Here is a 25,951-nt window from a genome sequence, read left to right on the forward strand (position 1 = left end):
CAGGGTTCAGCTGTTGACGGTCTGGATCAGTACGGGCGACACGCTCGGGGCGAAGTTGATCCACGCCTCGTTGACGGCGGTCTTGCCGCCCAGATAGACGGCGGTGATCTGGTGTGCTCCCACCGCCAAGCTCGATGTCGTGAACACCGCGGGGACACCGCTGCCGTGCCGGGCCACGCCGATGATGGTGGAGCCGTCTCTGAAGATCACTCTACCGGTGGGGACGATTGAACCGGTGATCGCCTGCACCGTGGCGGTGAAGGTGACCGCCTGCCCCGCCGTGGAGGGGTTGAGAGACGAGGCGAGGGTCGTGGCGGTCGGCGGCCTGTCCGGCAGGGCGAGGCGGGTGGCGGGCCGGCGGGGGGTGCCCTGGATGATGACCGTCTCGTTGATGGCGAGGGCGTGGCTGTGGAGGACCGCCCCCGCACCCACCATGATCGACTTTAGTGCCAGGATGTTCCCCCGGAAGACGGAGTAGGTGCCCAGCGTCGCGGAGTCGACCTCCCAGAACACGTTGTTCTCCTGGGCGCCGCCCACGAGGTTGATGTTGCTGACCCCCGCCGTGGTGAGGGTGTCGGCCCTGAAGATGAAGACCGCGCCTGGGATGCCCTGGGCATCGAGGGTGAGTGTCCCGTTTATTGTGAAACCTCCCCCCACTGACTCGTAGAGCCCGGGGGCCATCGCCGTCCCGCCCAGCTCGGCCTGCACGGTGGCGTCGGGCGTCCGGCCGGCGATGTCGGCGTAGGCGGCCACCACGTCCGCCATGGCCGAGGCCGCCTCGCTGTCCCCCCTGTGCACCCTGCCGAAAACGAAGCCGGGCGGGAAGCCGGTCACGGAGGTGCCGGGACTCACCCCGAGTCTCCCGACCACCCGGGTGAGGCCCGTGTTGATGACCGCGGTCCCGGCCATGACCGCGTAACTCCGGGCGTTGCCGAGATTCACGGGCGGCTGTTGCGCATGCGCGCTCACCGGTGTCCCGGTGAGCGCGCCCATCGCCAGGACGATGGCGAGGGCCGCCGGCAGGGAGCCCCTGATATTCCGTCGAGAAGTGCGATGCTTACTGATAATCATTATGAGATGGCCCTTTTCATAGGCGGTTCGCAGCCAATGCCGGCCGTCGGCACGGTCTCAATACTCGGCTCCGAATATTCGACCGTACCGGTGGCCGGCGCCGTTTTCGCGAACTGACATGCGGCCGGCAGGGGACATCTCCGATAGGGGTTCCGCCCTCCGACGGAGAGGCGGTCGCCGGGACCGCCGGCTAGCCGTGGAACATCACGTCCACCCAGTAATTCGTTGAGTCGTAGACGTTGGTGGGGAAGGTGTCGACGGCGTTGTAGGCGTACACGCCGTTGCCGCCGGAGGGTGCGGTGAGGGGGCCGTTGGTGTAGGAAAACTCGAAATAGAAGCGTGTTGTCGAGTAGTGGCCGGAGGGGGTGTGGTAGGAGGCGATGTAGGTGGTGTTGGCGGTGATGGCGACGGGGGTGTCGAAGGTGGCCTGTTGCCAGCCGGATGCGGTCTCGCCGGTGAAGGTGGTGGTGGCGAGGAGCTGGCCGGTGCTGTCCCAGAGGCTTCCGGTGTGGGTGCCGGTGTTGTCGGAGCCTTTGTAGAAGCGGACTCCGGTCACGGTTCCGGCGGTCGACGCCCTGAACTTCACGCCGAGCGTGACCGCCTGGGAGTCGATCGCGGTGAGGGCTCCCGGGATCACCGCGGCGTTCCACAGGCTGTCCGACGGGGCGAACACCGGATCGACCCAGTAGTTCGTTGATTGGTAGGTGTTGATGGGGAAGGTGTCGACGGCGTTGTAGGCGTACACGCCGTTGCCGCCGTCCGTGCCGTCGGCGAGTGCGGTGAGGGGGCCGTTGGTGTAGGACGAGGTGAAGTACGGGCGTGTTGTCGAGTAGTAGCCGGAGGGGGTGTGGTAGGAGGCGATGTAGGTGGTGTTGGCGGTGATGGCGACGGGGGTGTCGAAGGTGGCCTGTTGCCAGCCGGATGCGGTCTCGCCGGTGAAGGTGGTGGTGGCGAGGAGCTGGCCGGTGCTGTCCCAGAGGCTTCCGGTGTGGGTGCCGGTGTTGTCGGAGCCTTTGTAGAAGCGGACTCCGGTCACGGTTCCGGCGGTCGACGCCCTGAACTTCACGCCGAGCGTGACCGCCCGGGAGTCCTCGTGGATCGGGGTGTCCGGGGTCGCGGCGGCGTTCCAGAGGCTGTCCGACACGGTCTGGTTCAGCACGGCCGAGGTGCTCGGCGCGAAGTGGATCATTTGCTCGCCGCTGAAGGTGTCTCCGCCCAGATAGACGGCGGTGATCGCGTGCTGCCCCCGGGAGAGGGCCGCGGTGGTGAACACGGCGTCGCCGGACGGGTCGAGGAAGTCCGAGCCGAGAGCGGTCGTCCCCTCCTTGAAGACCACCTCGCCGGCGGGGACGACCGAGCCGGAGTTGGCCTGTACCGTGGCGGTGAGGGTGACCGGCGCGCCCCTCCAGGAGGGGTTGGCCGAGGACGCCAGGGTGGTCGTGGTCGGCGGGTCGTTCGGCACCGTGACGCGGGTGGCCGGCGGACTGGCCGTGCCCACCGTGGTGACCGTGGAGCCGAGGGAGAAGACCCGGCCGAAGATGGCCGCGCCGCTGCCCACCGTGACCCCGCTCTGAGCGAGGATGTTCCCGCGGAAGGTGCAGAACGTGCCGAGCGTCGCGGAGTTGCCGACCTGCCAGAAGAGGTTGTTCGCCTGGGCGCCGCGGAGAAGGTTGATGTTGCTGACGTTCGACGCGGTGAGGGTGGTGGCCTGGAAGACGAAGACGGCGTCCGGGTCGCCCTGGGCGTCGAGGGTGAGCGTGCCGGTTATCGTGAAGGTCCCGCCGGTCGAGTTGTACACGCCGGGGTTCCGGGTGGTGCCGCCCAGCTGGGCGGGGAGGGTGGCGTCGGGGGTCCGCCCCGCGATGTCGTTGTAGGCGGAGACCAGGTCGGTCTTGGCCTGCGCCGCGGCGGAGTCGCCCGCGTGCACGGCTCCCGACACGGTGCCGGGCGGGAAGCCGGTCACCGACGACCCCGGGCTCACCCCGAGGTTCCCGGTGATCGCGGTCAGGTTCGTGTTGCTGACCGCGTTTCCGGCGAGGACCCCGTAGGGTGCGGCGTTGCCGATGCTCACCGGTGTCGCGTCCGCCCTGTCCGGTGTCGCGGTGACGACTCCCATCGCCAGCACGGCGGCGAAGGACACCCTCAGCCAGCGGCGTCCGGTGCCGCGCCGCGGTGAGCGGTGGCGGCCGGCCCCCCGCGTGGTCGCGGTGGTTTCGCGGGTGGGTTCCGTACGGCGGGCGACCGCCTCCGCCGGATCCCCGGGGGGTCGCCGGGGGCCGGCCGTGTCTCCTGATTCTGCCTGCGCAGCCGTACCGGCTGCCCGGCCGGGTGCGTCGTCATGGAAGTTGGACATGCGACACAACTCCTTACCTCACTGATCCTGTGCCGTGTCAGGGGTCCGGTCCGGCGGGTGGCCCACGGCCCACCAGGGGTCAACCTCGTGGTCCTCGTTCCAGCTCTGCCGGGTTCTTCGCATTGCGTATGAAACCTGGAGAATGTCGATGACGAGAAATGTCGTCATATGAGAGAGGGCGTCACAGCGCGGGTGGTGGCCGCGCCTTGAACGGGAGGGCGCTGAGCGCTAATGTTCGATCAAGAATCTCCTTTCCTGTGATATTGGAATGGATTTTACTCGTGAATACGCCCGGTCATTACTTACCTTGGAGCGTCAAAAGGCTCCCCGCGTTCTCCGTTCGACGCCCTTCTTTGGGGTGGGGGCCGATTTTTGGTTCGCGCACCGTTTCTGGCCGTCGATTGATCGGTGGAAATTTGTATTTATGGCGATATGTATTGGTGTTTCGAGAATTGTGTGTTGTTTGGCGGGGTGGTCATGGTGTTGCCGGCCGTATCGGTCCGCTTCTCCGGGTTGAGCTCACCTGATCTGGAGCGACACGCCGGGACCGGCGCCGAATCGCCACCGTGGGAAGCCCGGACTCCTACAGTCGGGTCGTATCTCATCTCGAAGCGACGGGGGTCCCGACATGGGAGAGAAGCTGGTCGTCGTCGGCCAGGGGTACGTAGGACTGCCGCTGGCGATGCGGGCGGTCGAGGCGGGGTTCGACGTCGTGGGGGTCGACGTCGACGAGTGGCGGGTCAAACGGCTCAACGCCGCCGAGTCGTACGTCGAGGACGTCGGCGACGACGTGCTGGCCGCCGCCCACCGTTCCGGCCGTTATCTGGCCGGTACCCGCTACGCCGACGCGGAGGCGTTCGACATCTGCGTGATCACGGTGCCGACACCGCTGCGCGAGGGGGCACCCGACCTCCGGCACATCGGTTCGGCCGGCCAGTCCATCGCCCCGCTGCTGCGGCCGGGCGCCACGGTGATCCTGGAGTCCACCACCTATCCCGGAACCACCGAGGAGTATCTCCGCCCCCTGCTTGAGGAGGGGTCCGGGCTGCGCGCGCCCGAGGACTTCCTGCTGGGCTACAGCCCGGAACGGATCGACCCGGGGAACGCGCGGTGGCGCCTGGAGAACACCCCCAAGGTCGTCTCCGGCCTCGACGCCGCCTCCCTGAAGAGGGTCCAGGCGTTCTACGAGCGGATCGTCCATCAGGTCGTGCCCGTCTCCTCGCTGCGGGTGGCCGAGCTGTGCAAGCTCCTGGAGAACACCTTCAGGCACGTCAACATCGCCCTGGTGAACGAGCTGTCCATCTTCGCGCAGCAACTGGGGATCGACGTCTGGGAGGCCATCGACGCCGCCTCCACCAAACCGTTCGGCTACATGCGCTTCACCCCGGGGCCGGGTGTCGGAGGCCACTGCCTTCCGATCGACCCGTCCTACCTGTCGTGGAAGGTCAAGCGCAGTCTCGGGCACAACTTCCGGTTCGTGGAGCTGGCCAACGACATCAACGACCACATGCCGGAGCACGTCGTCCACCGGCTGATCCTCGCGCTGAACCAGCGCTGCAAGCCGATCAAGGGCAGCCGGGTGCTGCTGCTCGGGCTCGCCTACAAGAAGAACGCGGGAGACTGCCGCGAGTCCCCGGCGATCGAGGTGGCCAGGATCCTGTGCAAGCTGGGGGCCGACGTGCTGGCCGCCGACCCCCACGTGGACGACTTCATGCTGCCACCGGGGATCGAGATGGTCGAGCCCACGACCGTGGAGCTGACCCAGGCGGACGTGGTCGTCATCCTCACCGACCACGACTGCTTCGACTACGAGCTCATCCAGCGGACGGCCGCGTTCGTCTTCGACACGCGCGACCGGTGCCGGGGCGCCGACGTCGAGCGGCTCTGAGCCGCCGGGCGCCGGTACGGTCGTGCCGCACACATCCGGGGGGAACCTCAGGTGCCCGGTTCCCCCCGGACGCGTCTCAGCCGAACTCGCCGTCCTTCACGCCGCCGACGAAGGCGTCCCACTCGCCCCGGGTGAAGGCCAGTGCCGGACCGTCGGGGTTCTTGGAGTCGCGGACGAGGTAGAGCTCGCCGGCACCGGCCTTGTGGGCGGCCAGAGCCGGGTCGCCTGGGACGACCGCCACCTCCACGCAGTCGCCTCCGTTGGTGCTGCGACTGCTCTTGCGCCACACGACGCTGGACAGATCCATCGTGATCCTCGCATCTCTCTTCCTAATGGCTGGAACATCTCCGCGCCGTCCGGGCGATGAAGGCGGCCGACGCCTCCGCGCCGAGGGCCAGTGCCGTCAGGCTCCCGAACATCAGCGTGTACCGGCGCACCTCCTCCGGGTCCTCGGGCATGAGCCCGCTCGTGGCCTGTTCGAGGTAGACCAGGTCGGGATCCTCGGGGTCGGGGAAGCTGAGCAGGCAGAACTTGCCGTCCATCGCCGCGTGCGCCCCCGCGGAGAACGGGACGACCCGGATCTCCACGTTGGGCAGCCCGCCGAGATCGACGAGGTGTTCCAGCTGCTCGCGCATCACCCCGGGGCCGCCGATCCGGCGCCGGAGCACCGCCTCGTCGAGGAGCGCGACGAGCTGGATCGGGTCACCGGGGCCGTGCAGCAACCGCTGACGTGAGACGCGCACGGAGACCTTCTCGTCGACCTCGGCCGGGGTCTGGGTGATGGCGGTCGCCTCGATGACGGCCCGCGCGTACGGTTCGGTCTGCATGAGGCCGGGGACGACCAGCGGCTCGTAGGAGCGCACCACGGCGGCTTCGGCCTCCAGCCCGATGTAGGAGTCGAAGCCGGGTTTCAGCGCCTGCCGGTACCGGTGCCACCAGCCACGCCTGCGGGCCTCCCCGGCCATCTGGATCAGGGAGTCGCGGGCCTCCCCGGTCACGCCGTACACCTCGGTGAGGACCGACACGTCGGAGGGTCTCGGGCGGGTCAGACCCGTCTCGTATCTCCAGATGGTGGTGTCGGTGGAGCCGATCCGCTCGGCCACCTCCACCCGCGACAGTCCGCTGCTCCTCCTCAGGCGGCTCAGCTCGGCCATCAGGCGGCGATGGCGGGCCGTGGGGCTGCGCCGTGAAGCCATGCGGCACCTCCGTTCTCCGTCAGATGGCAACAAAACTGAGGAATCTCAATATGAGCTGTTGAAGTCCCTGATAGAACAGTTCACCGTGAGTGAGTGTGCCATCTCAGAGCGCGACGCGCATGGAAATATGTGTGTCGGGGAGCGAGGTCGATCATGGCGATCGCGCGGCGGAGCCTTCCGCCTGGGTCGACGACGACCCTGCGGGGCGTGCCGCAGTCGGTTTCGGCGGCGCGGTGCCGGGTCAGGAGGTTTCTCGGTGCGGGACATCCCGCGTCCGACGAGGTCGTCCTCCTGGTGAGCGAGGTGGTGACCAACTCGGTGGTTCACTCGACCTCCTGTGGTGGCGGGGAGGTCGCGATGACGGTGGCGGCGGGCCCGGGGACCGTGGTGGTGGAGGTGTCCGACGCGGGCTCCGGGGCGTCGGCGCCGCATGTGCGCAACGACCCGGAGGCGGAGAGCGGGCGGGGGATGTTCCTGGTGGACCTGCTCGCGTCGCGGTGGGGGATCAAGGACGACGGCCGTGGCGGGCGCAGGACGGTGTGGTTCGAGGTCGATTTCTGACGCTGTGTTGAAAAACGCGCTGTGTTGAAAAACACAGCGATCTCCTGGTTTTGGGCCTTTGCCAATCGACAGCCTTGCCTGACTCTCGGTGAAGGCGCGTGAAAACCCCCTAGCGCGCGCCCGAGGAGGACACAGGTGAGACGTCGCCTGACCGTGTTACTCGCGGTCCTGACGCTGTTGTGCGTTGGCGTCACCGGGGCGGGAGCCTCGGCCGAACCGCCGCCCAACGGCCAGTACAGGGTGCGGGGCCCGGGCGACTCCGCGCAGCGGACCGCCGTCGCGGCCACAGGCGCCGCGATCGACCTGGTGGAGCCCGGCGGGGTCGTGGTCACCGCCGACAAGGCCGAGGTCGCCGCGATCAAGAGGCTCGGCTACACCGTCGCAGAGATCCTCAGGCCGTCGTCCCTGGGCGCGCGGGCCTTCGACTTCCCGCCGGCCGACTCCGGCTACCACAACTACGGCGAGATGGTCGCCGAGATCAACAAGATTGTCGCCGACCATCCGGAGATCGCGAGGAGGAGCAGCTATGGCACCTCCTATGAGGGCCGTGACCTGATCGCCATCAAGATCAGCGACAACGCCGGGACGGACGAGAACGAGCCCGAGGTGCTGTTCACCCACCACCAGCACGCCCGGGAGCACCTGACCGTCGAGATGGCGCTCTACATCCTCAACACGCTCACCGACGGCTACGGCACCGACGGCAGGATCACCAACCTGGTGAACTCGCGTGAGATCTGGGTCATGCCGGACCTCAACCCCGACGGCGGCGAGTACGACATCGCCGGCGGCTCCTACCGCTACTGGCGCAAGAACCGCCGGCCCAACCCCGGCTCGACCGCGGTGGGCGTTGACATGAACCGCAACTGGGCCCACCAGTGGGGCTGTTGCGGCGGCTCCTCGGGATCCCCCTCCAGCGACACCTACCGCGGTGAGGCCCCCGAGTCGGCACCCGAGGTCAAGGCGGTCGCCGACTGGGTGCGCGGCCGGGTGGTCGGCGGTGTCCAGCAGATCAGGTCGCACATCGACTGGCACACCTACAGCGAGCTGATCCTGTGGCCCTTCGGCTACACCGTGAGCGACACCGCCCCCGGGCTGACCCAGGACGACCGCGACGCCTTCGCGGCCCTGGGCCGGAACATGGCCTCCACCAACGGCTACACCCCCCAGCAGGCCAGTGACCTCTACATCACCGACGGTTCGATCGAGGACTGGATGTGGGCCTCTTTCAAGATCTTCAGCTACACCGTCGAGATGTATCCGACCGGCGTGTCCCCGGGCTTCTACCCACCCGACGAGCAGATCGTCCCGCAGACGACCCGCAATCGGGAGGCCATGCTGCGTTTCCTGGAGTACTCCGACTGCGTCTACCGGATCATCGGCGAGGAGTCCCGGCACTGCGGCGCCGGCAACCCGCCGGTGCCGGTCTACTCCGACACCTTCGAGACGGCGACCGGCTGGACCGTCAACCCGGGCGGCACCGACACCGCCACCTCAGGCGCCTGGGAGCGCGGTGACCCCGAGGCCACCGCCTCCGGCGGGGCCAAGCAGCTCGGCACCACGGTCAGCGGCGTCAACGACCTGGTCACCGGCCGGTCGGCCGGCGCCTCCGCCGGAGAGCACGACGTCGACGGCGGTACCACCGGCATCCGGTCACCGGCCATCACGCTGCCGCCGGGCGGCTCCCTCAAGCTGGGTTTCTCCTGGTATCTCGCCCACGCGGCCAACGCCTCAAGCGCCGACTTCCTGCGGGTGAAGGTGGTCGGCTCCACCACGACCCAGGTGTTCCAGCAGCTCGGTGCGGCCGGCAACCGTAACGGCTCCTGGGCGGCCGCGGCCGTCGACATCTCCGCCTTCGCCGGGCAGACGGTCCGGATCCTCGTCGAGGCGGCCGACGCCGCGGGCGCCTCGCTGGTCGAGGCCGGAATCGACGACGTCAAGATCACACAACAGCTCTGACCGCAGCCGGACTTCCGGCCGGCCCGGCCGGAAGTCCGGCTCTGATCGCCGTCGGCGGGACATGCTGGTCCTTCCCGGACGTCTTGCCGGAGAACTTAGCGTTTGTCTCAGATTTAATGAGAAATCATATCAAAACCTGATGATTAGGATTTTGTATGGTTAGGACGCTTGTTGCGGTGAGAGAGCGCGCCCACACTCGGTCAAATATCGGAGTCACAGTGGGGGTGATCCTCGTGAACGAGGAGTTCAGCACTCGCGAGACCTGGCCGATGGAGTGCCTGCACTGCTGGCACATCTGGCTGGAGGAATACGTCGTCCGGCACCTGACCAACAAATACGGTCGCGACGTCGTGGTCTGGCTCCGAGCCGGCACCATGGTCCAGCCGCCCTGGTCGGGAATGACCTGCCCGGACTGCGGGCACAGCCGGGTGACGGTGTTCCCGCCGGGTAGCCGCTCGTACCAGGTCGCCGCGGCGGGCCTCGCCGTGAGACCCGGCACCATGACCACCGGAAGGACGACACGGCCGCCCGTGGGCCGTACGAGGCTCGGGGCGGCCGTCGCCAAGGACGCCGGGACGCCCGTCACCAACAACGCGGAGAAGAAGACGGAGACGACGGAGAAGACGGAGACGGGGCCCGTGCCCGGAGGTCAGCGGCAGCCCGTCCTGCTCTACGCTCTGCTCGGGAGCGCGTTCCTGCTCCTCACCGGCTTCACGATCGTCGAGTACGTCGTCATGCACCACTGAGTCATGCACCACCGAGGAGACCGAGTCCGTGAGGGGCCGCGCCGCAGCACGCGGCCCCTCACGTGTCCCCGGCAGGTCTGACGACCTTCCAGGCGGGTGGCGGCCGCGCGGGCCGTACCAGGACGTTCCCGGTACGGCGCGCGGACCGGTGGGCGGAGTGACGAGGGCGGGGCTCCGGATGCCCGCCGGGGGCCGGCGCGCGGCCGGTCCGCCCCGAGGGGCACACCGGCCGTCGCGGTACCCGTCCGTCCTCACCAGGAGGCATCCCGCGATCATGATGGGGAGAACCTCCCGGCATGGCAAAGTCAGAGCCTGAAGTCCAGATCCGGGATGATTTCGGCGACGTCCATCTGGGCCTTCTGCAGCCTGCCCGAGTAGTCCCAGTTCATCGCCTGCCAGCGGGTGAACTGGTCGAGCACCCAGACGCCCGACTGGCGGCTGCCGTTACCCGACTTGCCGTTCCCGCCGAAGGGCAGGTGGGCCTCCGCGCCGGAGGTGGAGTTGTTGACGCTGACCATGCCCGCGCCGATGCCCGCGCGGAACCGGAAGGCGGCCGCGGGGTCGGTGGTGTAGATGGAGGACGAGAGTCCGTAACCGGGAAGGTTGGCCAGTTCGACGGCCTCGTCCAGCGTCGCGAAACCGGTCACGCCCACGATCGGGCCGAAGGTCTCCTCCAGGAACAGCCGGTCGTCGGCGCGCACGCCGTCCACGATCACCGGGTGGTAGTAGAGCCCGCCGTCCCCGGTGAAGTCCCCGCGCGGGTTCTCCGGCGTGATCCGGCCGGTCGGCCCGGAGACGACCGTGTGGTGCGGCTGGATCCAGCCCAGATACTCCTCGTACCGGGAGGCGAACCTCCGATCGAGCAGCGGCCCGCACAGCACGTCCCCCGCCGGGTCGCCGATCGCCGCGTCCGCCACGGCGCGCGCGTAGCGGGCGAGGAACTCGCCGTGGACGCTCTCGTGCACGATCGCCGTGCCGAGCGAGGTGCAGCGCTGTCCCGCGGTGCCGAACCCGGCGAACAGCGCGCCCTCCACCGCCAGGTCCAGGTCGGCGTCGGGCATGACCACCATCGGGTTCTTGCCGCCGAGCTCCAGGCAGGGGGACTGCAGGTGCCGCCCGCACAGCTCGCCGATCCTCCGGCCGACCTCGGTGGAGCCGGTGAACCCCACCTTGTGCACCGTGCCCTCGCCCAGCGCGGTCCCGAGGCCCTCGAAGGTCGCCGGGCCGTCGGCGAGCACCAGATTGAGCACCCCCTCGGGGAGCCCGGCCGCCGCGAAGAGCAGGTAGAGGGCGTGCGCGGAGGCCGCGGCGTACTCGGCGGGCTTCCACACGACCGCGTTGCCGGACAGCAGGGCCGGGACGAGATACCAGGAGGGCACCGCGACCGGGAAGTTACCCGCCGTGATCACCGCGGCCACCCCGACCGGGACCCGGAAGGTGAACAGGTTCTTGTCCGGCATCTCCGAGGGCACCGTCTGCCCGTAGAGCCGCCTCCCCTCGCCGAGGAAGAAGTCGCACGTGTCGACGATCTCGCGGACCTCCCCCAGAGCCTCGGCGTACGGCTTGCCGATCTCCCGGGTGACCAGGCGGGCCAGCGGCTCGGCGTTGGCCTCGACCAGCCGGCCCATCGAGGCGATCACCCGGCCCCGGACGGGGGCCGGCACCCGGGCCCACTCCGCCTGTGCCGCGGCGGCCGTACGGCACGCCGCGGCGAACGTCTCCGCGTCCGCCAGCCGAACCCGGGCGACCACCTCGTCCGGCCGGGCCGGATTGACCGAGTCGTAGGCCGCGCCGGGGAGAGCGTGCTTTCCGCCGATGACAGAGACGATCTCGTCGGTCACCGCTGACCTCCTCGTTTCGGTTGTGGTCGCATCCTTCCCCCGGCGGGGAAGGGCGTCACGCCGTCGCGGTTAGATCATACGGAAGGGGTGAGGTGGGAGCCCGGGTGGGCATCACCCTTTGAGTGGATATTTGATCTGATATCGGGTGACCGTCACCCCTTGAGCGCGCCGCCGAGGAGACCGGAGACGAACTGCCGCTGGAACAGCAGGAAGATCAGCGTCAGCGGAAGGGTGGCCAGGAACGCCCCCAGCATCAGCCCCGCGTAGTCCACGTGGGACAGGCCGATCAGATGGTTCAGCGCCACCGGGACGGTGAACCTCTCCTCGGTGTTGAGCATCAGCAACGGCCAGATGAACGCGTTCCACTGCCCCATGAAGGTGAAGATGACCAGCGCGCCGAGCTGGGGCCGTACACACGGCAGGACGATCCGATAGAAGATCCGCAGATCTCCCGCGCCGTCCAGGCGGCCGCTCTCCAGCAGCTCGTCGGGGAAGTCGACGAACGCCTGGCGCATCAGGAAGATGCCGAACGAGTTGGCCAGGAACGGTATGATGATCGCCTGATAGGTGTCCACCCAGCCGACGCTCGCCATCATCTGGAACAGCGGGACCAGCAGCACCTGGAACGGGATCATCATGGTGGCCAGGACCACCCCGAGCAGCATCCCCCGGCCCTTGAACCGGTACTTCGCCAGGCCGTACCCGCACATCGCCGACACCAGCGCGCTGAGCACCGTGTAGACGACCGCGGTCCAGACGCTGGTGACCATGACCCGGGAGAAGTGGATCGTCTCCTCCAGGCCCGCCAGGTTGGCCATCAGCTCGGCGCCCGGCAGGAACGGCGGGGGAGCGGCGAACAGCTCGCCGCTGTCGTGGGTGGACGCCACGACCATCCAGTAGAACGGCACCACGCTGACCACCGCGCCCGCCGCGGCCGCCAGCCACAACAGGGTCCGCTTCACGACCGCTCCCTTCCGAAGTAGCGGAACTGCAGATAGGACAGGCCGCCGATCAGCGCCACCACGACCCAGGCGATGGCCGCCGCGTAGCCGAAGTCGAACTGGCGGAAACCCACCTGGTACAGGTAGAGGATCGGGGTGAGCGTGGAGTCCGCGGGACCGCCGCCGGTCAGCACCAGCGGCTCGTCGAAGAGCTGCAGGGTGCCGATCGTCGAGGTGATCGAGCAGAACAGCACCACCGGCCGGAGCTGGGGCAGCACGACCCGCCGGAACGTTACCAGCGGCCCCGCGCCGTCGATCGCCGCGGCCTCGTACTGCTCGCGGCCGACGGCCTGCAGCCCGGCCAGCAGGATGATCGCGTTGTAGCCCGTCCACCGCCAGGTGATCGAGGCGATCAGCGCGACCCTGGCCCAGAACGGGTCGTTGAGCCAGTCCACCTCCACGCCCAGGATCTGGTTGACCGCGCCGCCCTCGGTCTTGAGCAGCACCCGGAAGACCACGGCGTAGGCGACCAGGGTCGTCACGGCGGGCAGGAAGTAGGCGGCGCGAAGGGTGGCCCGGAAACGCAGCCACGACTGGTTGAGCACGTAGGCCAGCACCACGGCCAGGCCGATCATGATGGGGACCTGGACGACGAGGATCAGCGCGACGTTGCTGAGCGACTGCAGGAACGACGGGTCGTCCAGCATGCGCGTGTACTGGCCGACACCGGTCCACTCGGCGACCCCGGCCTCCGTGGTCTGAAGGCTCTGCAGGAACGACGCGGCCAGCGGGTAGGCGAAGAAGAGCACGAACAGTGCCGCGGCCGGCCCCACGAAGATCCACGGCATCGTACGGCCCCGCCCGGGCACCCCGGACCTCCTGGAGGGAGGCGCCGGGGGCGGGGCGGCGCGGCGCGGCGAACGGGTCGCCGACGACGTCACGGGAGAGGTCATCGGCGACGTCACTGGGCCAGGGGGCGCTTGGTCGCGGTCGCGATCCGCTTGGCGGCACCGTCGAGCTCGGCCTTGGGGTCCGCGCCGTTCAGCAGCGAGGCGGAGACCGCCTTCTTCAGGAACTCCTGAGCCTGGGTGTCGTCCCCGGTCAGCTCCACCGGGGGGATGTCCTTCACCTGGTCGGCGAAGAGGCGGTTGATCTGCTGCCCGCCGAAGTACGGCTGCGGCTCGTCGAACAGCGGGTCGGCCAGCGCGGGCAGGTAGGCGGGGAACAGCGCCTCGGTCCGCATCATGGAGACCTGGTTCTCCTTGTTGGCGAGCAGCCACTCGACGAACGCCCAGGAGAGGTCCTGGTTCTTCGTCTGCGAGGTGATCGACAGCGCCGAGCCCCCGTTCACCGAGGTGCGGCTGCCGTTCGCGTCGAAGGCGGGCAGCGGGATGACCCCGAACTTGCCCGACAGCTCGGCCATCTCCCCGGTCAGCGTCCCACTCCACCAGGCGGCGGTCGGCTGGGTGGCGGCCTTGCCCTGCTTGGTGGCGGTGACCCGGCCGTCCCAGCCCTTCTCGTTCTGGATCAGGTCCTTGTCCTTGAGGGTCTTGAGCAGGGTGAGCGCCCGGACGGCCTCGGGGCTGTTCACCGCGACCTTTCCGTCCTTGAAGTAGCCCTGGCCGAGCTGCTGGAGCAGCATGGTGAACCCGTCGGGCCTGGTGAGGTCGGAGACGAAGAGCCGCTTCCCGGTGGCCTGCTTGATCTTCTCGCCGGCCTTGACCGCGTCGTCCCAGGTGACGATGGACTCGGGGTCGATCCCCGCCTGCTTGAAGTAGTCACGGCGGTAGAACAGTCCCACCGGGGCCGAGTCCCAGGGCAGGGCGAACAGGCCCTTGGCGGAGGAGGACGCGGCCCACTTGGCCGGGTCGAAGTCCGCCTTGTACTTGCTCGCGACGCTGGTCAGGTCTACCAGGCCGCCGGGGAAGTTCTCGGTGTACCCTGGGATCTGAGTGTCCTCCAGGGTGATCACATCCGGCAGGCCGGAGCCGGACTTGAGGCCGACGGTGATCTTGTCGTACGCGTTGTCGTAGCCGATGTCCACCACCTCGACCTTCACCCCGGGGTTGGCCTTCTCGAAGGCGGGGGCCATGCGCTGCAGCGCCTTCGCCGCCACGTCCCACGACCAGACCTTGATCTCTCCGGAGAGCTTGGCGCTGGGGCTCTGCGCGATTTTCGGCCCGTCCTTGACGGGGCCGCCTCCGGTGGCGCAGCCGCTCATCGTGAGCCCGCTGACGATCGCGACCCCTGCGATGACGTGGATTTTCTTCACCATGCTGCTCCTTGGGCGGACAGTGGTATGTCATGTGGTGAATACTGAGTTTTGAATACAATAGACGGAATGTCCGATATGCGCCAGACCGATTCGCGGCGGCTTTTCTGTCGGAGGGCTTGGCTAGCGTTCCGACCGTGATCGAACGGTGGAACCGGGATCAGGTGCTCGCGCTCGCACCCGACGCCCCGTCCAGAAAAGCGGCTCAGGGGGTCTCCTCACCCGGCAAATGGTCCGGCGCCGGGGCCACCGCCGACGCGCTGTGGGGTGAGTGCGCGGGCAGTGGTGCCACACCCTACCGCGCGTGCGTGGATCTGTCCGGTCCCGCTTATCGGTGCGGCTGCCCCAGCCGGAAGTTCCCGTGCAAGCACGTCCTCGGCCTGCTGCTCCTGTGGTCGGCGGACGGTGTCCCGGCCGTCGCCGAGCCCGCGGCCTGGGTGACCGAGTGGCTCGACCGGCGCCGCGCCCGTGCCGCCGCCCCCGTTCCCGGCCCGGTCCCCGTCTCCGCCCACGCGGCCACCCCTGTTCCCGGCCCTGTTCCCGGCCCTGCCTCCGCCCGCGGCGTCGTCCCCCTTCCCGGCGCCGCCCAGGCGGCGGAGCCGGGAACGGGACCGGACCCCCGCCGGGCCGGGCAGCGTGAGCGGCGGGTCGCGGCGGGCCTGGCGGAGCTGGAGCGCCGACTGGCCGACCAGGTCAGGCAGGGCCTCGCCGGGACCCGGCACGACCACTGGGACGACCTCGCCAAACGTCTGATCGACGCTCAGGCCCCGGCCGTGGCCGGCGCCGTCTCACGGCTCGGCGCCGTCCTGGCCGCCGACGACTGGCCCGGCAGGCTGCTCGGCGAATACGCCCTGCTGTACCTGCTCGCCGTGGCGTACCGGCGGCTGCCCGGGGCCGAGCGGTCCGGCGCGGGTCCGGAGGCCGGCCTGCTCCACACGGTCCGCGAGCGGGCCGGATTCCCGGTCGCCAGGGAGGAGGTGCTCGCCGCCCCCGCCGTCCGCGACGTCTGGGACGTGCTGGGAGGCCGGGACGAGGAGCACGACCGGCTGACCGCGCGGCGGGTCTGGCTCCTCGGCAGGACCACCGGCAGGGTGGCGCTCCTGCTCTCCTACGCCCACGCCGGTCAGGCGCTCGACGCCCCGCCCGCCACCGGTACCGCCCTCGACGCCGACCTGGCGTTCTATCCCGGGTCGGCGCCGTTGCGCGCGCTGGTCGCCGTCCACCACGGAGCGGCTCCCGCGGCCCCGCCGTCCGGGGTCGCCCCTGAGCGGGCGCTCGCGGAGGTGGCGGCGGCCCTTGCGAAAGACCCCTGGCTGGACTCCTGGCCCGTCGTGCTCGACCCGGTGACCCCGATGCCCCCGGCGACCTCGGCGGGCATCCCTGCGCGAAACGGCCGCTGGCTGCTCACCGGCCCCTCCGGAGGTCTCCCGCTGCACCCGTCCGCGGGCACCCCGTGGCGGCTCGTCGCCACCTCCGGCGGACATCCGCTGACCGTGGCCGCCGAGTGGACCCCCAGGGGCCTGCGCCCCCTCACGACCTGGGACGCCGAAGGCAGGGTGATCGTGCTGTGAACGCTCCGTCCGAATGGGACGACCTGGTCTCCACCGCGCTCGTCGGCACCGGCCGCCGCCCTCTCCCCGGAGCCGCGGCGAGCGAGGTCGAACTGCTCGAACGCGCCGCCGTACGGACCGTCCGGGCGCGGGCCGGTCAGACGCTCCGCCAGGGCGGACCGCTCGCCGCCGCCCCCGCCGAGACGCAGCCCGTGGTCTCCCGGGCCGCGGGCGACCGGCTCGCCCGGATCCTGGGGGGCGAGCAGCCGAGACTGCTGACCGAGTGGCTGGAGACCGCAGCCGCGCGAGGCCGCCGTGTCCCGCCCCACCTGCTGCCCGAACTTCTCGGACAGGGCGCCGCGGACCGATCGATCCGCCCGCACCTCGGCGTCCTCGCCGGCGACCGGGGCCGCTGGCTGGCCGGGCTCAACCCGGCCTGGGGCTTCCTGCTCCAGGAGATCACCGCGCCCCGCGCGGCCGGCCCCGACGTGGTCCGGGAGATCTGCCGGGAGACCTGGGAACTGGGCACCCCCGGCGATCGCCGTGCCCACCTCGGCACGCTGCGGGCGGTGGACCCGGCCGCGGCCAGGCTGCTGCTGGAGACCACCTGGGGGACGGAGACCCCCGACGACCGGGCGGCCTTCCTGGAGGTTCTCGCCGACCGGCTCTCCCTCGACGACGAGCCGTTCCTGGAGGCCGCGCTCGACGACCGCCGCCGAGAGGTCCGGCACCAGGCCGCCGACCTGCTCACCCGGCTGCCCGGCTCACGGCTGGGCCGGCGGATGGCCGAGCGGGCCACCCGCTACCTCGCCGTCGAGGACGGGAGGATCCAGGTCACCCCGCCCACCGCCTGCGACGCCGCGATGGAGCGCGACGGCATCCGGGCCAGGCCGCCCAGGGGGACCGGCGAGCGGGGCTGGTGGCTTCAGCAGGCCGTGGCCCGTACCCCGCTCGACGTCTGGACCCGGCTGCTCGGCCGCCCGCCCGGCGAGCTCGTCCGCCTGAGGGCCGCCGACTGGGGCCGAGAGGTCACCGCCGGGTGGGTCAGGGCCGCCGTGCTCCAGGGCGACCCCGAGTGGGCCCGGGAGCTGTTCGCCTGGGATCCGCTGGCCGACCTGCTGGCGGTGCTGCCCCGCACCGAGCGGGAGGGGGTCACGGTCGACTTCGTCCGCAGGCATGGGCTGGACGGCCAGCTGATCATGGTCCTCGGCGGCGCCTCGGCCCCCTGGGGGCCGGACCTGGCGCAGGCGGTGCTGGAGAAGATCCTTGAGGTCGCCGGCACCCAGCCCTGGAACCTCGGCGAGCTGACCAGGCTCGCCGGTGAACGCATCGACCCCACTCTGTACGGCCTGGCGGAAGGGCTCTCCCCCGAACCGCCCATCCAGGAGGTCGCCGCCCTCCTGCGTTTCCGCGACGACATGGTGAAGGAGCTTCAGTGACAACGGTTCTGCGGGCCCACGCCGAAGACCAGTACGCCGAGGAGCTGGCGATCCTGGCCAAGGACGACGACCGGGTCCGTCCACCGGGCTGGAAACTGTCCCCCTGGGCGGTGACCGGCTACATCCTGGGCGACGGCGACCGGATCACCCCCAAGTACATCGGCCCCAGGCGCATCGTGGAGGTCGCCGTGGCGACCCTCGCCACCGACCGCGCCCTGCTGCTGCTCGGTGTGCCCGGCACCGCCAAGACCTGGCTGTCCGAGCACCTGGCCGCCGCGATCAGCGGCGACTCCACCCTGCTGGTGCAGGGTACGGCGGGCACCCCGGAGGAGGCCGTCCGCTACGGCTGGAACTACGCGCGGCTGCTGGCCGAGGGGCCGTCCAGGGAGGCGCTCACCCCCAGCCCGGTGATGCGCGCGATGGCGGAGGGGCGCCTGGCCCGGGTCGAGGAGCTGACCCGCATGCCCTCCGACGTCCAGGACGCGCTGATCACCGTGCTGTCGGAGAAGACGCTGCCGATCCCCGAGCTCAACCAGGAGGTCCAGGCCGTCCGGGGGTTCAACGTCATCGCCACCGCCAATGACCGCGACCGGGGCGTCAACGACCTGTCCAGCGCGCTGCGCCGCAGGTTCAACACCGTCGTGCTGCCGGTCCCCGCCACCGCGGAGGAGGAGGTGGACATCGTCTCCCGCCGCGTCGGCCAGCTCGGCCGCTCGCTGGAGCTGCCCCCGGCCGTCACCGGCCTGGAGGAGATCCGCCGGGTCGTCACGGTCTTCCGGGAGCTGCGCGCCGGAGTCACCGAGGACGGCCGCACCAAGATCAAGTCTCCCAGCGGCATCCTCAGCACGGCCGAGGCCATCTCGGTCCTCACCAACGGCATCGCCCTGGCCGCCCACTTCGGCGACGGTGTGCTCCGCCCCTGCGACGTGGCCGCCGGAATCGTCGGCGCCGTGGTCCAGGACCCGGTCTCCGACCGGGTCGTCTGGCGCGAGTACCTGGAAACCGTCGTCCGCGAGCGCCAGAACTGGCGTGACTTCTACCGGGCCTGCCGTGACGCGGACTGAGGCCGGTGGGCCGGGTTCGGTGCGGCGCGGACCGGCCGGGCAGAGGGGTGTCACGGGGTCTGGAGATCGCCGATGAACGTCTCCGTGCTGGGGGTGCGGCACCACGGGCCCGGGTCGGCCCGGTCCCTGAAGGACGAGCTGGAACGCCTCGCACCCGACATCGTGCTCATCGAGGGGCCGCCGGAGGCCGACGCGCTGGTCGAGCCGGCCGGGGATCCGGGCCTCGAACCGCCGGTGGCGCTCCTGGCCCATGTGCCCGGCGAACCGTCCAGGGCGGCGTTCTGGCCGTTCGCGGTGTTCTCGCCCGAGTGGCAGGCGATCCGTCACGCCGTGCGGACGGGTGTCCCGGTCCGCTTCTGTGACCTGCCCGCCGCGCACAGCCTCGCCAACCGGCCGGACACCCCTGATACCTCGGATGCCCCAGGCGACCCGGACGCCGGAACGCCCGCCGTACACGTCGATCCGATTGGGGTCCTGGCCCGCGCCGCCGGATACGACGATCCGGAGCGCTGGTGGGAGGACGTGGTCGAGCACCGGGGGGACACACCGTTCCGGGTCATCGCCGAGGCGATGGCGGCGGTCCGCGAGGGCCACCGCGCCGACGGGCACGAGGCCCGGCGTGAGGCGTTCATGCGGCGTACGATCCGCAGGGCGGTCAGGGACGGGTTCGAGCGGATCGCCGTCGTCTGCGGCGCCTGGCACGTGCCCGCGCTGGCCGGGTCGCAGGACGGGGGATCCGCCTGGGGCGCCGGGCTGCCCACCGTCAGAGCCGACGACGCGCTGCTGCGGGGGCTGCCCAAAGTCAAGGTGGAGACCACATGGGTGCCGTGGACGTACGGGCGGCTGGCCGCCTGGAGTGGCTACGGCGCGGGGGTGACCTCGCCCGGCTGGTACCACCACCTGTTCGCCTCCCCCGACCGGCCGGTGGAGCGATGGCTGACCGCCGCCGCAGGCGTGCTACGCGAAGAGGACCTGCCGGTCTCCTCCGCGCACGTCATCGAGGCGGTACGCCTCGCGCGGAGTCTGGCCGCGCTCCGGGGGCGCCCGCTGGCCGGGCTCGCGGAGGTCACCGAAGCGGTCAGGGCCGTGCTCTGCGAGGGCGACGACCTGCCGGTGGAGCTGATCCAGCGGCGCCTGGTCGTGGGGGAGCGGCTCGGCCACGTTCCCGACTCGACCCCGATGGTCCCCCTCCAGCGCCACCTCCGCCAGGAACAGCGGCGGCTCAAGCTCAAGCCCGAGGCGCTCGGCCGCGAACACGACCTCGATCTGCGCAAGCCCCTCGACCTGGAGCGCAGCAGACTGCTGCACCGGCTGCGCCTGCTCGGCGTCGACTGGGGCACCCAGCGGGAGAGCCGGGGCAAGGGTACTTTCCGCGAGTCCTGGACGCTCGCCTGGCGGCCCGAATTCGACATCGACCTGATCGAGGCCGGCGCCTGGGGCACCACCGTCCCCGCCGCGGCCACCGCCCGCGTCCGCGACCTGGCGGCCGGCGGACGGGCACCCGGCCCGGCCACGGCACAGGGGGCCGCGTCCCCCGGCCCGGGGTCGCGTGGTCCGGGGGCGCCGGGTGGCCGGGGTACGTCCGGAGGCGGGCCGGGGAGGGCGGCAGCCCCCGGAGCCTCGCTGGCGGGTCTCACCGGGCTGGTGGAACGGTGCCTGCTCGCGGACCTTCCGGACGCGCTGCCGTACGTGCTCGACGCGCTGTCGGAACGGGCCGCGCTGGACGGCGACGTCACCCACCTGATGGCCGCGCTTCCCGCGATGGTCCGCGCCGAGCGCTACGGCGACGTGCGCGGCACCCCCGCGATCGGGCTGGCCGCCATCGTCGACGCCCTGCTCACCAGGGTCTGCGTCGGGCTGGGGGGCGTGGTCGCCGGGCTGGACGACGACGCCGCCCGCGACCTGCTCGGGCACGTCGACGCGGTGCACGCCGCCGTGGCCCTGCTCCCCGACGCCTTCGGTCTCCCCGGCACCTTCGGTGGCGGTCCCCCCGGCGGCTCCGGCGATCCGGGTGATTCCCGTACGTCCGGCCGTTCCGGGACGTCCCGTATGGCCGGAGCCTCCGCTGAGGAAACGCCTCGGGGGCGGTGGCTGGCCGCGCTGCGGGGGATGTCCGGCCGCTCCGACCTGCACGGGGTGATCGAGGGACGGTTCACCAGGATCCTGCTGGACGCCGGGGATCTTGACCCGGATCAGGCGGGCACGCTGATGTCCAGGGCCATGTCGGCGGGGCATCCACCGGCCCGTGCGGCCGCCTGGGTCGAGGGCTTCCTGGCCGGAGGCGGCCTGCTGCTCGTCCACGACGCCCGGCTGCTCGCGCTGGTCGACGGGTGGCTCACCGGGCTCGCCCCGGAGACGTTCGTCGACGTGCTGCCCCTGCTCCGCCGTACCTTCGGTGCCTTCGCCGCGCCCGAACGGCGCTCGATCGGCTCGCGGATCCGGTCGCTGGAGGCCGGAGAGGGGGCCGCGGTCCTGGAGGACGTGGACGACGAGCGCGCGGCGGCGGCCGTGCGGACCGTACTGGCGATTCTGGGAAGGACGGAGATCACGTGACGGACGAGAGGCTGCGCCGCTGGCGGCTGGTGCTCGGCGGGGACGCCGACGGCACCGGGTGCGCGCTCGACGGGACCGACACCCGGATGGACGGAGCCCTGGCCGCCCTCTACAACGCGGGCGGCGAGGGCGGGCGTAGCGGGGGACTCGGCGCCTCCGCCCCCAGGGTGGCGCGCTGGCTGGGCGACATCCGCTCCTACTTTCCCTCGACCGTCGTCCAGGTCATGCAGAAGGACGCCGTCGAGCGGCTGAACCTGACCCGGCTGCTGCTGGAGCCGGAGATGCTGGAGGCGGTCGAACCGGACGTCCATCTGGTCGGCACGCTGCTGTCACTCAACCGGGTGATGCCGGACAGGGCGCGTGAGTCCGCCCGGGCACTGGTCCACAAGGTCGTCTCCGATCTCGAACGCCGGCTCGCGCGGAAGACGAAGGCGGCCGTGACCGGCGCACTGGACCGATCGGCGAGGACCCACCGGCCCAAACGGGCCGCCGACATCGACTGGGACCGTACGATCCGGGCCAACCTGAAGAACTATCTTCCCGAGCGGAACACCGTGGTGCCCTCCAGGCTCGTCGGGTACGGCAGGCGGCAGCGGGCGGTCCAGCGGGAGGTCGTGCTCTGCGTCGACCAGAGCGGGTCGATGGCCGCCTCCGTCGTCTATTCGAGTGTCTTCGGCGCGGTGCTCGCCTCGATGCGCTCGCTCAAGACGTCGCTGGTGGTCTTCGACACCTCGGTCGTCGATCTCACCGACCGGCTCCACGACCCGGTCGAGCTGCTCTTCGGCACGCAGCTCGGCGGTGGCACCGACATCAACCGGGCCATCGCCTACGGCCAGGGCCTCATCACCCGGCCCACCGACTCGATCCTCATCCTGATCAGTGACCTCTACGAGGGCGGTGTCAGGGAGGAGATGCTCCGCAGGGTCGCCCAGATGACGGCGGCCGGAGTGCAGGTGATCGTGCTGCTCGCGCTCTCGGACGAGGGGGCGCCCTTCTACGACCACGACAACGCCGCCGCGCTCGCCGCCCTGGGCGTGCCCGCCTTCGCCTGCACCCCCGACGCCTTTCCCGGTCTCATGGCCGCGGCCATCGAACGCCGGGACGTCGGCCGGTGGGCCGAGCGTTAGCCGTATTGTCCGACTATGACGGTTACGGCGACTAACGCGCCATCTACGGGGATATTCGGGCATCCGTACCGTGCGCTGACGGTCGGCATGGTGGCACTGATCGTCCTGGTGGCGTTCGAGTCGCTCGCGGTGGCGACGGCCATGCCGGTCGTGGGACACGATCTCAAAGGGCTTTCGCTGTACGCCCTGGCCTTCAGCGGGACGCTGGCCGCCAGCATGATCGCAACCGTGCTCGGCGGGCGGTGGGCGGACCTGCGCGGGCCGGTCGCCCCGCTCTGGACGGGCGTCGCCACCTTCTCCGGCGGCCTGGTGATCGCCGGGCTGGCGTACACCATGGACGTGTTCGTCCTCGGGCGTTTCGTCCAGGGCTTCGGCGGCGGGATCTTCCAGGTCTCGATGTACGTGCTGGTGTCGCGGGTCTATCCGGCGGCCATGCATCCCAGGGTCTTCGCCGTCTTCGCCGCGTGCTGGGTGGTGCCCTCCATGGTCGGACCGGCGGTCGCGGGTACGGTGGTGGAACATCTGGGCTGGCGCTGGGTCTTCCTCGGGGTGCCGCTGCTCGTCCTCCCCGCGGCGCTGCTGCTCTGGCGCGGTCTCGCCCCAGCCTCCACCACCTCCGGCTCGGCCGGAAACCTCCCGGAGACCGGCAAGCGCATCCCCATCCTCAGAAAACTGGGCTGGACGGTGCTGACGGCCGTGGGTGCCGTGCTCATGCAGTACGGCGGAGCGGCGCGCGGCGCCGGAACGGTCCTGCTGGCCATCGGCCTGGCCGTCCTGATCCTGTCGCTGCCCAGGCTGCTGCCGCCCGGCACCCTCCGTGCCGCCCGCGGCCTGCCGGCGGTGATCGCGCTGCGCGGCATCGTCACGGGCACCGTCCTCGGCAGCGAGGTGTTCCTGCCGCTCATGCTCACCGCGGAGCGCGGCCTGTCACCCACCCAGGCCGGTATGGTGCTCACCTCGGGCGCGCTGGCCTGGTCCGCCGCCGCGTGGATCATGGGGCACAAACGGTACGACCGTGTCCTGATCCTGCGGATCGGCCCCGCCCTGATCGCCGCCGGCATCCTGCTGATGGCCCTGACCGTCTTCCAGGGCGTCCCCGTCCTGGTGGCCGTCCTCGGTGAGGTCATCGCCGGGTTCGGCATCGGGCTGGTCTACCCGACACTGTCGGTCCTCGTCCTGGAGATGTCGAACCCCGGCGAGGAAGGGGAGAACAGCGCCTCGCTGGGGATCGGGGAGCTGGTCTTCACCGTGGTCACGGTCGCCGTCGTCGGTGCGATCGTCGCGGTCTTCGGGGCGGCCGGCCCCGTCTACCTGGCCTGCTTCGGGCTGACGGCGCTCCTGGCGGGCACCGGCGTGCTGGTCGGGGGGCGCTTCAGGACCTGAAGGCCATGACACCATGGGAGGAACGCCGAACCGCTCCGTGGTGACGGACGAGCCCCGCCCCCGGCGGGATTCGCGTTCTCCCGGACTGTGAGAGATCGAGGGGGGTCCATGCCGCGCGTGTGTGAGCTTGAGGTGTTCCGGCTGGTCCTGCCCTACGGCAGACGGCCCGAGAGCATCCTCGTCCGACTCACCGACTACGGGGGCATGACCGGATGGGGAGAGGTCGTCGATCCCGACCCCAAGACCTGGGCACTCCTGCAGGAGGGGTTCGGACAGGCGCTGGTCGGCCTTGACTGGGAACACCCCGACGAGCTGGGCGACGTCCCCGGGGGCTCCGCCGCCGACATGGCCTGCTGGGACCTGTGGGCCAGGATGCGCGGGGTCCCGCTCGCCCACGCGCTGGGCGGCAGCCGTACCTCGCTGACGGCCACCGTCAGGATCGGCGCCGAGCGTAACCTGGAGAGCCTGGTCGCGCGGGTGAACCGCCATGTCTGCGCCGGATACGCCCACGTCACCCTGGACATCCACCCCGGCTGGGACATCGAGCCGCTCCGCGCCGTCCGCCGGGCGTACCCCGCGCTCGGCATCGGCGTGGACGCCCGCGCCGCCTACACCGACATCGACGCCCTGGAGGCGCTGGACGCCTACACGCTCTCGTCCATAGAGCGCCCGTTCGCCGACCTCACCGGCCACGCCGACCTGCAACAGCGCGTCGCGGCCCCGGTGCTGCTTGAGGCGTCCTCGGTGGCTGAACTCGACGAGGCGATCGGCGCGGACGCGGGCCGGGCGCTGCTGCTGCGCCCCGCGGAGGTGGGCTCCTTACGCGAGGTACGGCGGATGCACGACCGGGCCGTGGCGGCGGGCTGGGAGATCGCCTGCGCGGGAGGCCGGGGCACCGGCCTGGCCAGGGCCGCGACGGTCGCCGCCGCCAGCCTGCCCGGCTGCGGGCTGCCCTGCGACGTGGCCGAGCCCCCGCGCAGCGCCCAGATCGTCACCCCGCCGGTCGGCGCCTCCGGCGGAGTCGTGGCCGTACCCCTCACCCAGCCCGGCCTCGGCCACACCGTCGACGTGACCCGCGTCCGCCGCCTCGCCAAGGACTCCTACGCGATCTGACCGTCCCCGGTGACGTCTCCCGGCGGCGCGGAGCGGAGGGACCGGCCGTCCCCGGCCGTTACCCGATGGGCCGCAGCGGGCCGTCCTGCGGCCGCATGAGCGCGCGAAAATGCCCGACGAGTCTGCGCACCACGTCGGGATCGCGGAGAACCACACCGACTTCGAGGTTGTGGGCGAGCGCCCGATCGGTGAGGTTCGCACTGCCGAGCAGTGCGACGTCCTCGTCCGCGGCGACGACCTTCGCGTGCAGCGCGGGAATCGACCCGCCGACCCTCGGCCGATCCGTCCAGGCCCAGTCGGGTCCGGCTCGACCACCCCACTCTCCGGGGCGAGCCTGCCCAGGGTGTAACGGCCGGTCGGGCGTTCCCCGAACTCACCGTCGCCGTGGAGGGGTTGTGGCGATCGTGAACGACCATCTCCTCCAGTTCGCACCGGATCCGGGCCTCATCGGGACGTTCGAGCACCGTCTCACCCCTCATGGCGAAGGGCATGACATTTCAGGCCGTGATCACGGGAGAACCCGGCGCGAGCCGTACGGTTAACGCCTCTGCTCCTGCTGCTGTAGCCGCCGAATCTCGCGGCGCAGCTCGATCTCACGGTTCGCCCGCAGCTGCTCACGCCGTAGCACCACCTCTTCGGCGGCCCTGTCATTCCAGTGTTCCTGGGGTTCCCTGATGGAACACAGGATGACCAGGGACACGAAGGTGATGGTTACCGAGATGGCCAAGGGCATGCCCACATGATTGGTGAAGCGAAGCGCGAGACCGGTTATGACGCTTCCCCATAACACGATTTTAGTGGCGGTCTCCATGGCGTCGATGATTCTGTCGAAAAACGACATTCGTTAACGCGCTCCTTGTGAACGGAGTGGTCGGTATGATGCGAGACGACCCG

The 25,951-nt window shown here is 70.5% G+C and carries 21 protein-coding genes; 11 read left to right on the forward strand and 10 right to left on the reverse strand.

All coding sequences use genetic code 11. The features are described 5' to 3' along the window. Window positions 1–6 precede the first annotated feature (6 nt). Together ACWEF2_RS12400 and ACWEF2_RS12405 are read right to left on the reverse strand one after the other, a co-directional pair. Window positions 7–1,071, reverse strand: coding sequence for an ice-binding family protein (locus tag ACWEF2_RS12400; RefSeq protein WP_453814542.1), 1,065 nt, complete (start codon window positions 1,069–1,071; stop codon window positions 7–9). Between the two features lie 190 nt (window positions 1,072–1,261). Beyond that, window positions 1,262–3,424 (reverse strand): DUF4082 domain-containing protein, encoded by a 2,163-nt coding sequence (locus tag ACWEF2_RS12405; protein ID WP_453814544.1) that lies wholly within the window; start codon window positions 3,422–3,424, stop codon window positions 1,262–1,264. 628 nt (window positions 3,425–4,052) lie between these two features. Here ACWEF2_RS12405 and ACWEF2_RS12410 point away from each other — a divergent pair. Continuing rightward, on the forward strand, window positions 4,053–5,312 hold the full coding sequence (locus ACWEF2_RS12410) for a nucleotide sugar dehydrogenase (RefSeq protein ID WP_453814546.1): 1,260 nt from the start codon (window positions 4,053–4,055) through the stop codon (window positions 5,310–5,312). Window positions 5,313–5,388: 76 nt separating this feature from the next. Here ACWEF2_RS12410 and ACWEF2_RS12415 read toward each other — a convergent pair whose 3' ends face one another. Together ACWEF2_RS12415 and ACWEF2_RS12420 are read right to left on the reverse strand one after the other, a co-directional pair. Further along, window positions 5,389–5,619, reverse strand: a complete 231-nt coding sequence (locus ACWEF2_RS12415; RefSeq protein ID WP_355590700.1) for a DUF397 domain-containing protein — start codon at window positions 5,617–5,619, stop codon at window positions 5,389–5,391. 22 nt (window positions 5,620–5,641) lie between these two features. Further along, entirely contained in the window at window positions 5,642–6,508 is an 867-nt protein-coding gene (locus ACWEF2_RS12420) for a helix-turn-helix domain-containing protein (RefSeq protein ID WP_453814548.1), read from the reverse strand. Between the two features lie 153 nt (window positions 6,509–6,661). Here ACWEF2_RS12420 and ACWEF2_RS12425 point away from each other — a divergent pair, with 153 nt between their 5' ends. The 3 genes from ACWEF2_RS12425 (at window position 6,662) to ACWEF2_RS12435 (ending at window position 9,774) form a co-directional block, all read left to right on the forward strand. Then, entirely contained in the window at window positions 6,662–7,069 is a 408-nt protein-coding gene (locus ACWEF2_RS12425) for an ATP-binding protein (RefSeq protein ID WP_453814550.1), read from the forward strand. 135 nt (window positions 7,070–7,204) lie between these two features. Beyond that, window positions 7,205–9,028: a M14 family zinc carboxypeptidase gene (locus tag ACWEF2_RS12430; protein WP_453814552.1), complete on the forward strand. Its 1,824-nt coding sequence runs from the start codon at window positions 7,205–7,207 to the stop codon at window positions 9,026–9,028. A 233-nt stretch (window positions 9,029–9,261) separates the two neighbouring features. Next, complete coding sequence (locus ACWEF2_RS12435) at window positions 9,262–9,774, forward strand: hypothetical protein (RefSeq protein WP_453814554.1); 513 nt, start codon at window positions 9,262–9,264, stop codon at window positions 9,772–9,774. Window positions 9,775–10,079: 305 nt separating this feature from the next. Here ACWEF2_RS12435 and ACWEF2_RS12440 read toward each other — a convergent pair whose 3' ends face one another. From ACWEF2_RS12440 to ACWEF2_RS12455, 4 genes are all read right to left on the reverse strand, one after another. Further along, complete coding sequence (locus ACWEF2_RS12440) at window positions 10,080–11,615, reverse strand: aldehyde dehydrogenase family protein (protein WP_453814556.1); 1,536 nt, start codon at window positions 11,613–11,615, stop codon at window positions 10,080–10,082. A gap of 152 nt (window positions 11,616–11,767) precedes the next feature. After that, on the reverse strand, window positions 11,768–12,577 hold the full coding sequence (locus ACWEF2_RS12445; RefSeq protein WP_453814558.1) for a carbohydrate ABC transporter permease: 810 nt from the start codon (window positions 12,575–12,577) through the stop codon (window positions 11,768–11,770). Further along, complete coding sequence (locus tag ACWEF2_RS12450; RefSeq protein WP_453814559.1) at window positions 12,574–13,509, reverse strand: carbohydrate ABC transporter permease; 936 nt, start codon at window positions 13,507–13,509, stop codon at window positions 12,574–12,576. Before ACWEF2_RS12450 ends, ACWEF2_RS12445 begins: the two co-directional genes overlap by 4 nt. Window positions 13,510–13,517: 8 nt before the next feature. Then, window positions 13,518–14,831: an ABC transporter substrate-binding protein gene (locus ACWEF2_RS12455; protein ID WP_453814561.1), complete on the reverse strand. Its 1,314-nt coding sequence runs from the start codon at window positions 14,829–14,831 to the stop codon at window positions 13,518–13,520. 116 nt (window positions 14,832–14,947) lie between these two features. On the opposite strand from ACWEF2_RS12455, the gene ACWEF2_RS12460 reads away from it, so the two are divergent. From ACWEF2_RS12460 to ACWEF2_RS12490, 7 genes are all read left to right on the forward strand, one after another. Further along, window positions 14,948–16,399 carry an SWIM zinc finger family protein gene (locus ACWEF2_RS12460; protein ID WP_453814563.1) on the forward strand — a complete coding sequence of 484 codons (1,452 nt, stop codon included), beginning with the start codon at window positions 14,948–14,950 and terminating at the stop codon, window positions 16,397–16,399. Beyond that, window positions 16,396–17,817, forward strand: coding sequence for a DUF5691 domain-containing protein (locus tag ACWEF2_RS12465; protein ID WP_453814565.1), 1,422 nt, complete (start codon window positions 16,396–16,398; stop codon window positions 17,815–17,817). Before ACWEF2_RS12460 ends, ACWEF2_RS12465 begins: the two co-directional genes overlap by 4 nt. After that, window positions 17,814–18,881 carry an ATP-binding protein gene (locus ACWEF2_RS12470; RefSeq protein WP_453814567.1) on the forward strand — a complete coding sequence of 356 codons (1,068 nt, stop codon included), beginning with the start codon at window positions 17,814–17,816 and terminating at the stop codon, window positions 18,879–18,881. The genes ACWEF2_RS12465 and ACWEF2_RS12470 overlap by 4 nt, the downstream gene beginning before the upstream one ends. 72 nt (window positions 18,882–18,953) lie before the next feature. Then, window positions 18,954–21,434: a DUF5682 family protein gene (locus tag ACWEF2_RS12475; RefSeq protein ID WP_453814569.1), complete on the forward strand. Its 2,481-nt coding sequence runs from the start codon at window positions 18,954–18,956 to the stop codon at window positions 21,432–21,434. Beyond that, window positions 21,431–22,561, forward strand: coding sequence for a VWA domain-containing protein (locus ACWEF2_RS12480; RefSeq protein WP_453814571.1), 1,131 nt, complete (start codon window positions 21,431–21,433; stop codon window positions 22,559–22,561). Before ACWEF2_RS12475 ends, ACWEF2_RS12480 begins: the two co-directional genes overlap by 4 nt. Before the next feature lie 87 nt (window positions 22,562–22,648). Further along, complete coding sequence (locus ACWEF2_RS12485; RefSeq protein WP_453814573.1) at window positions 22,649–23,944, forward strand: MFS transporter; 1,296 nt, start codon at window positions 22,649–22,651, stop codon at window positions 23,942–23,944. 108 nt (window positions 23,945–24,052) lie between these two features. Next, window positions 24,053–25,057 carry an enolase C-terminal domain-like protein gene (locus ACWEF2_RS12490; RefSeq protein WP_453814575.1) on the forward strand — a complete coding sequence of 335 codons (1,005 nt, stop codon included), beginning with the start codon at window positions 24,053–24,055 and terminating at the stop codon, window positions 25,055–25,057. Window positions 25,058–25,115: 58 nt separating this feature from the next. Here the strand turns inward: ACWEF2_RS12490 and ACWEF2_RS12495 are convergent, their stop codons facing one another. After that, the gene (locus ACWEF2_RS12495; RefSeq protein WP_453814623.1) at window positions 25,116–25,316 is read right to left on the reverse strand and encodes a phospholipase D-like domain-containing protein; all 201 of its coding nucleotides are present in this window, start codon (window positions 25,314–25,316) and stop codon (window positions 25,116–25,118) included. A gap of 279 nt (window positions 25,317–25,595) precedes the next feature. Then, window positions 25,596–25,898, reverse strand: coding sequence for a hypothetical protein (locus ACWEF2_RS12500; RefSeq protein ID WP_453814577.1), 303 nt, complete (start codon window positions 25,896–25,898; stop codon window positions 25,596–25,598). Window positions 25,899–25,951: the final 53 nt, after the last annotated feature.

This window comes from Streptosporangium sp. NPDC004631, assembly GCF_053601935.1.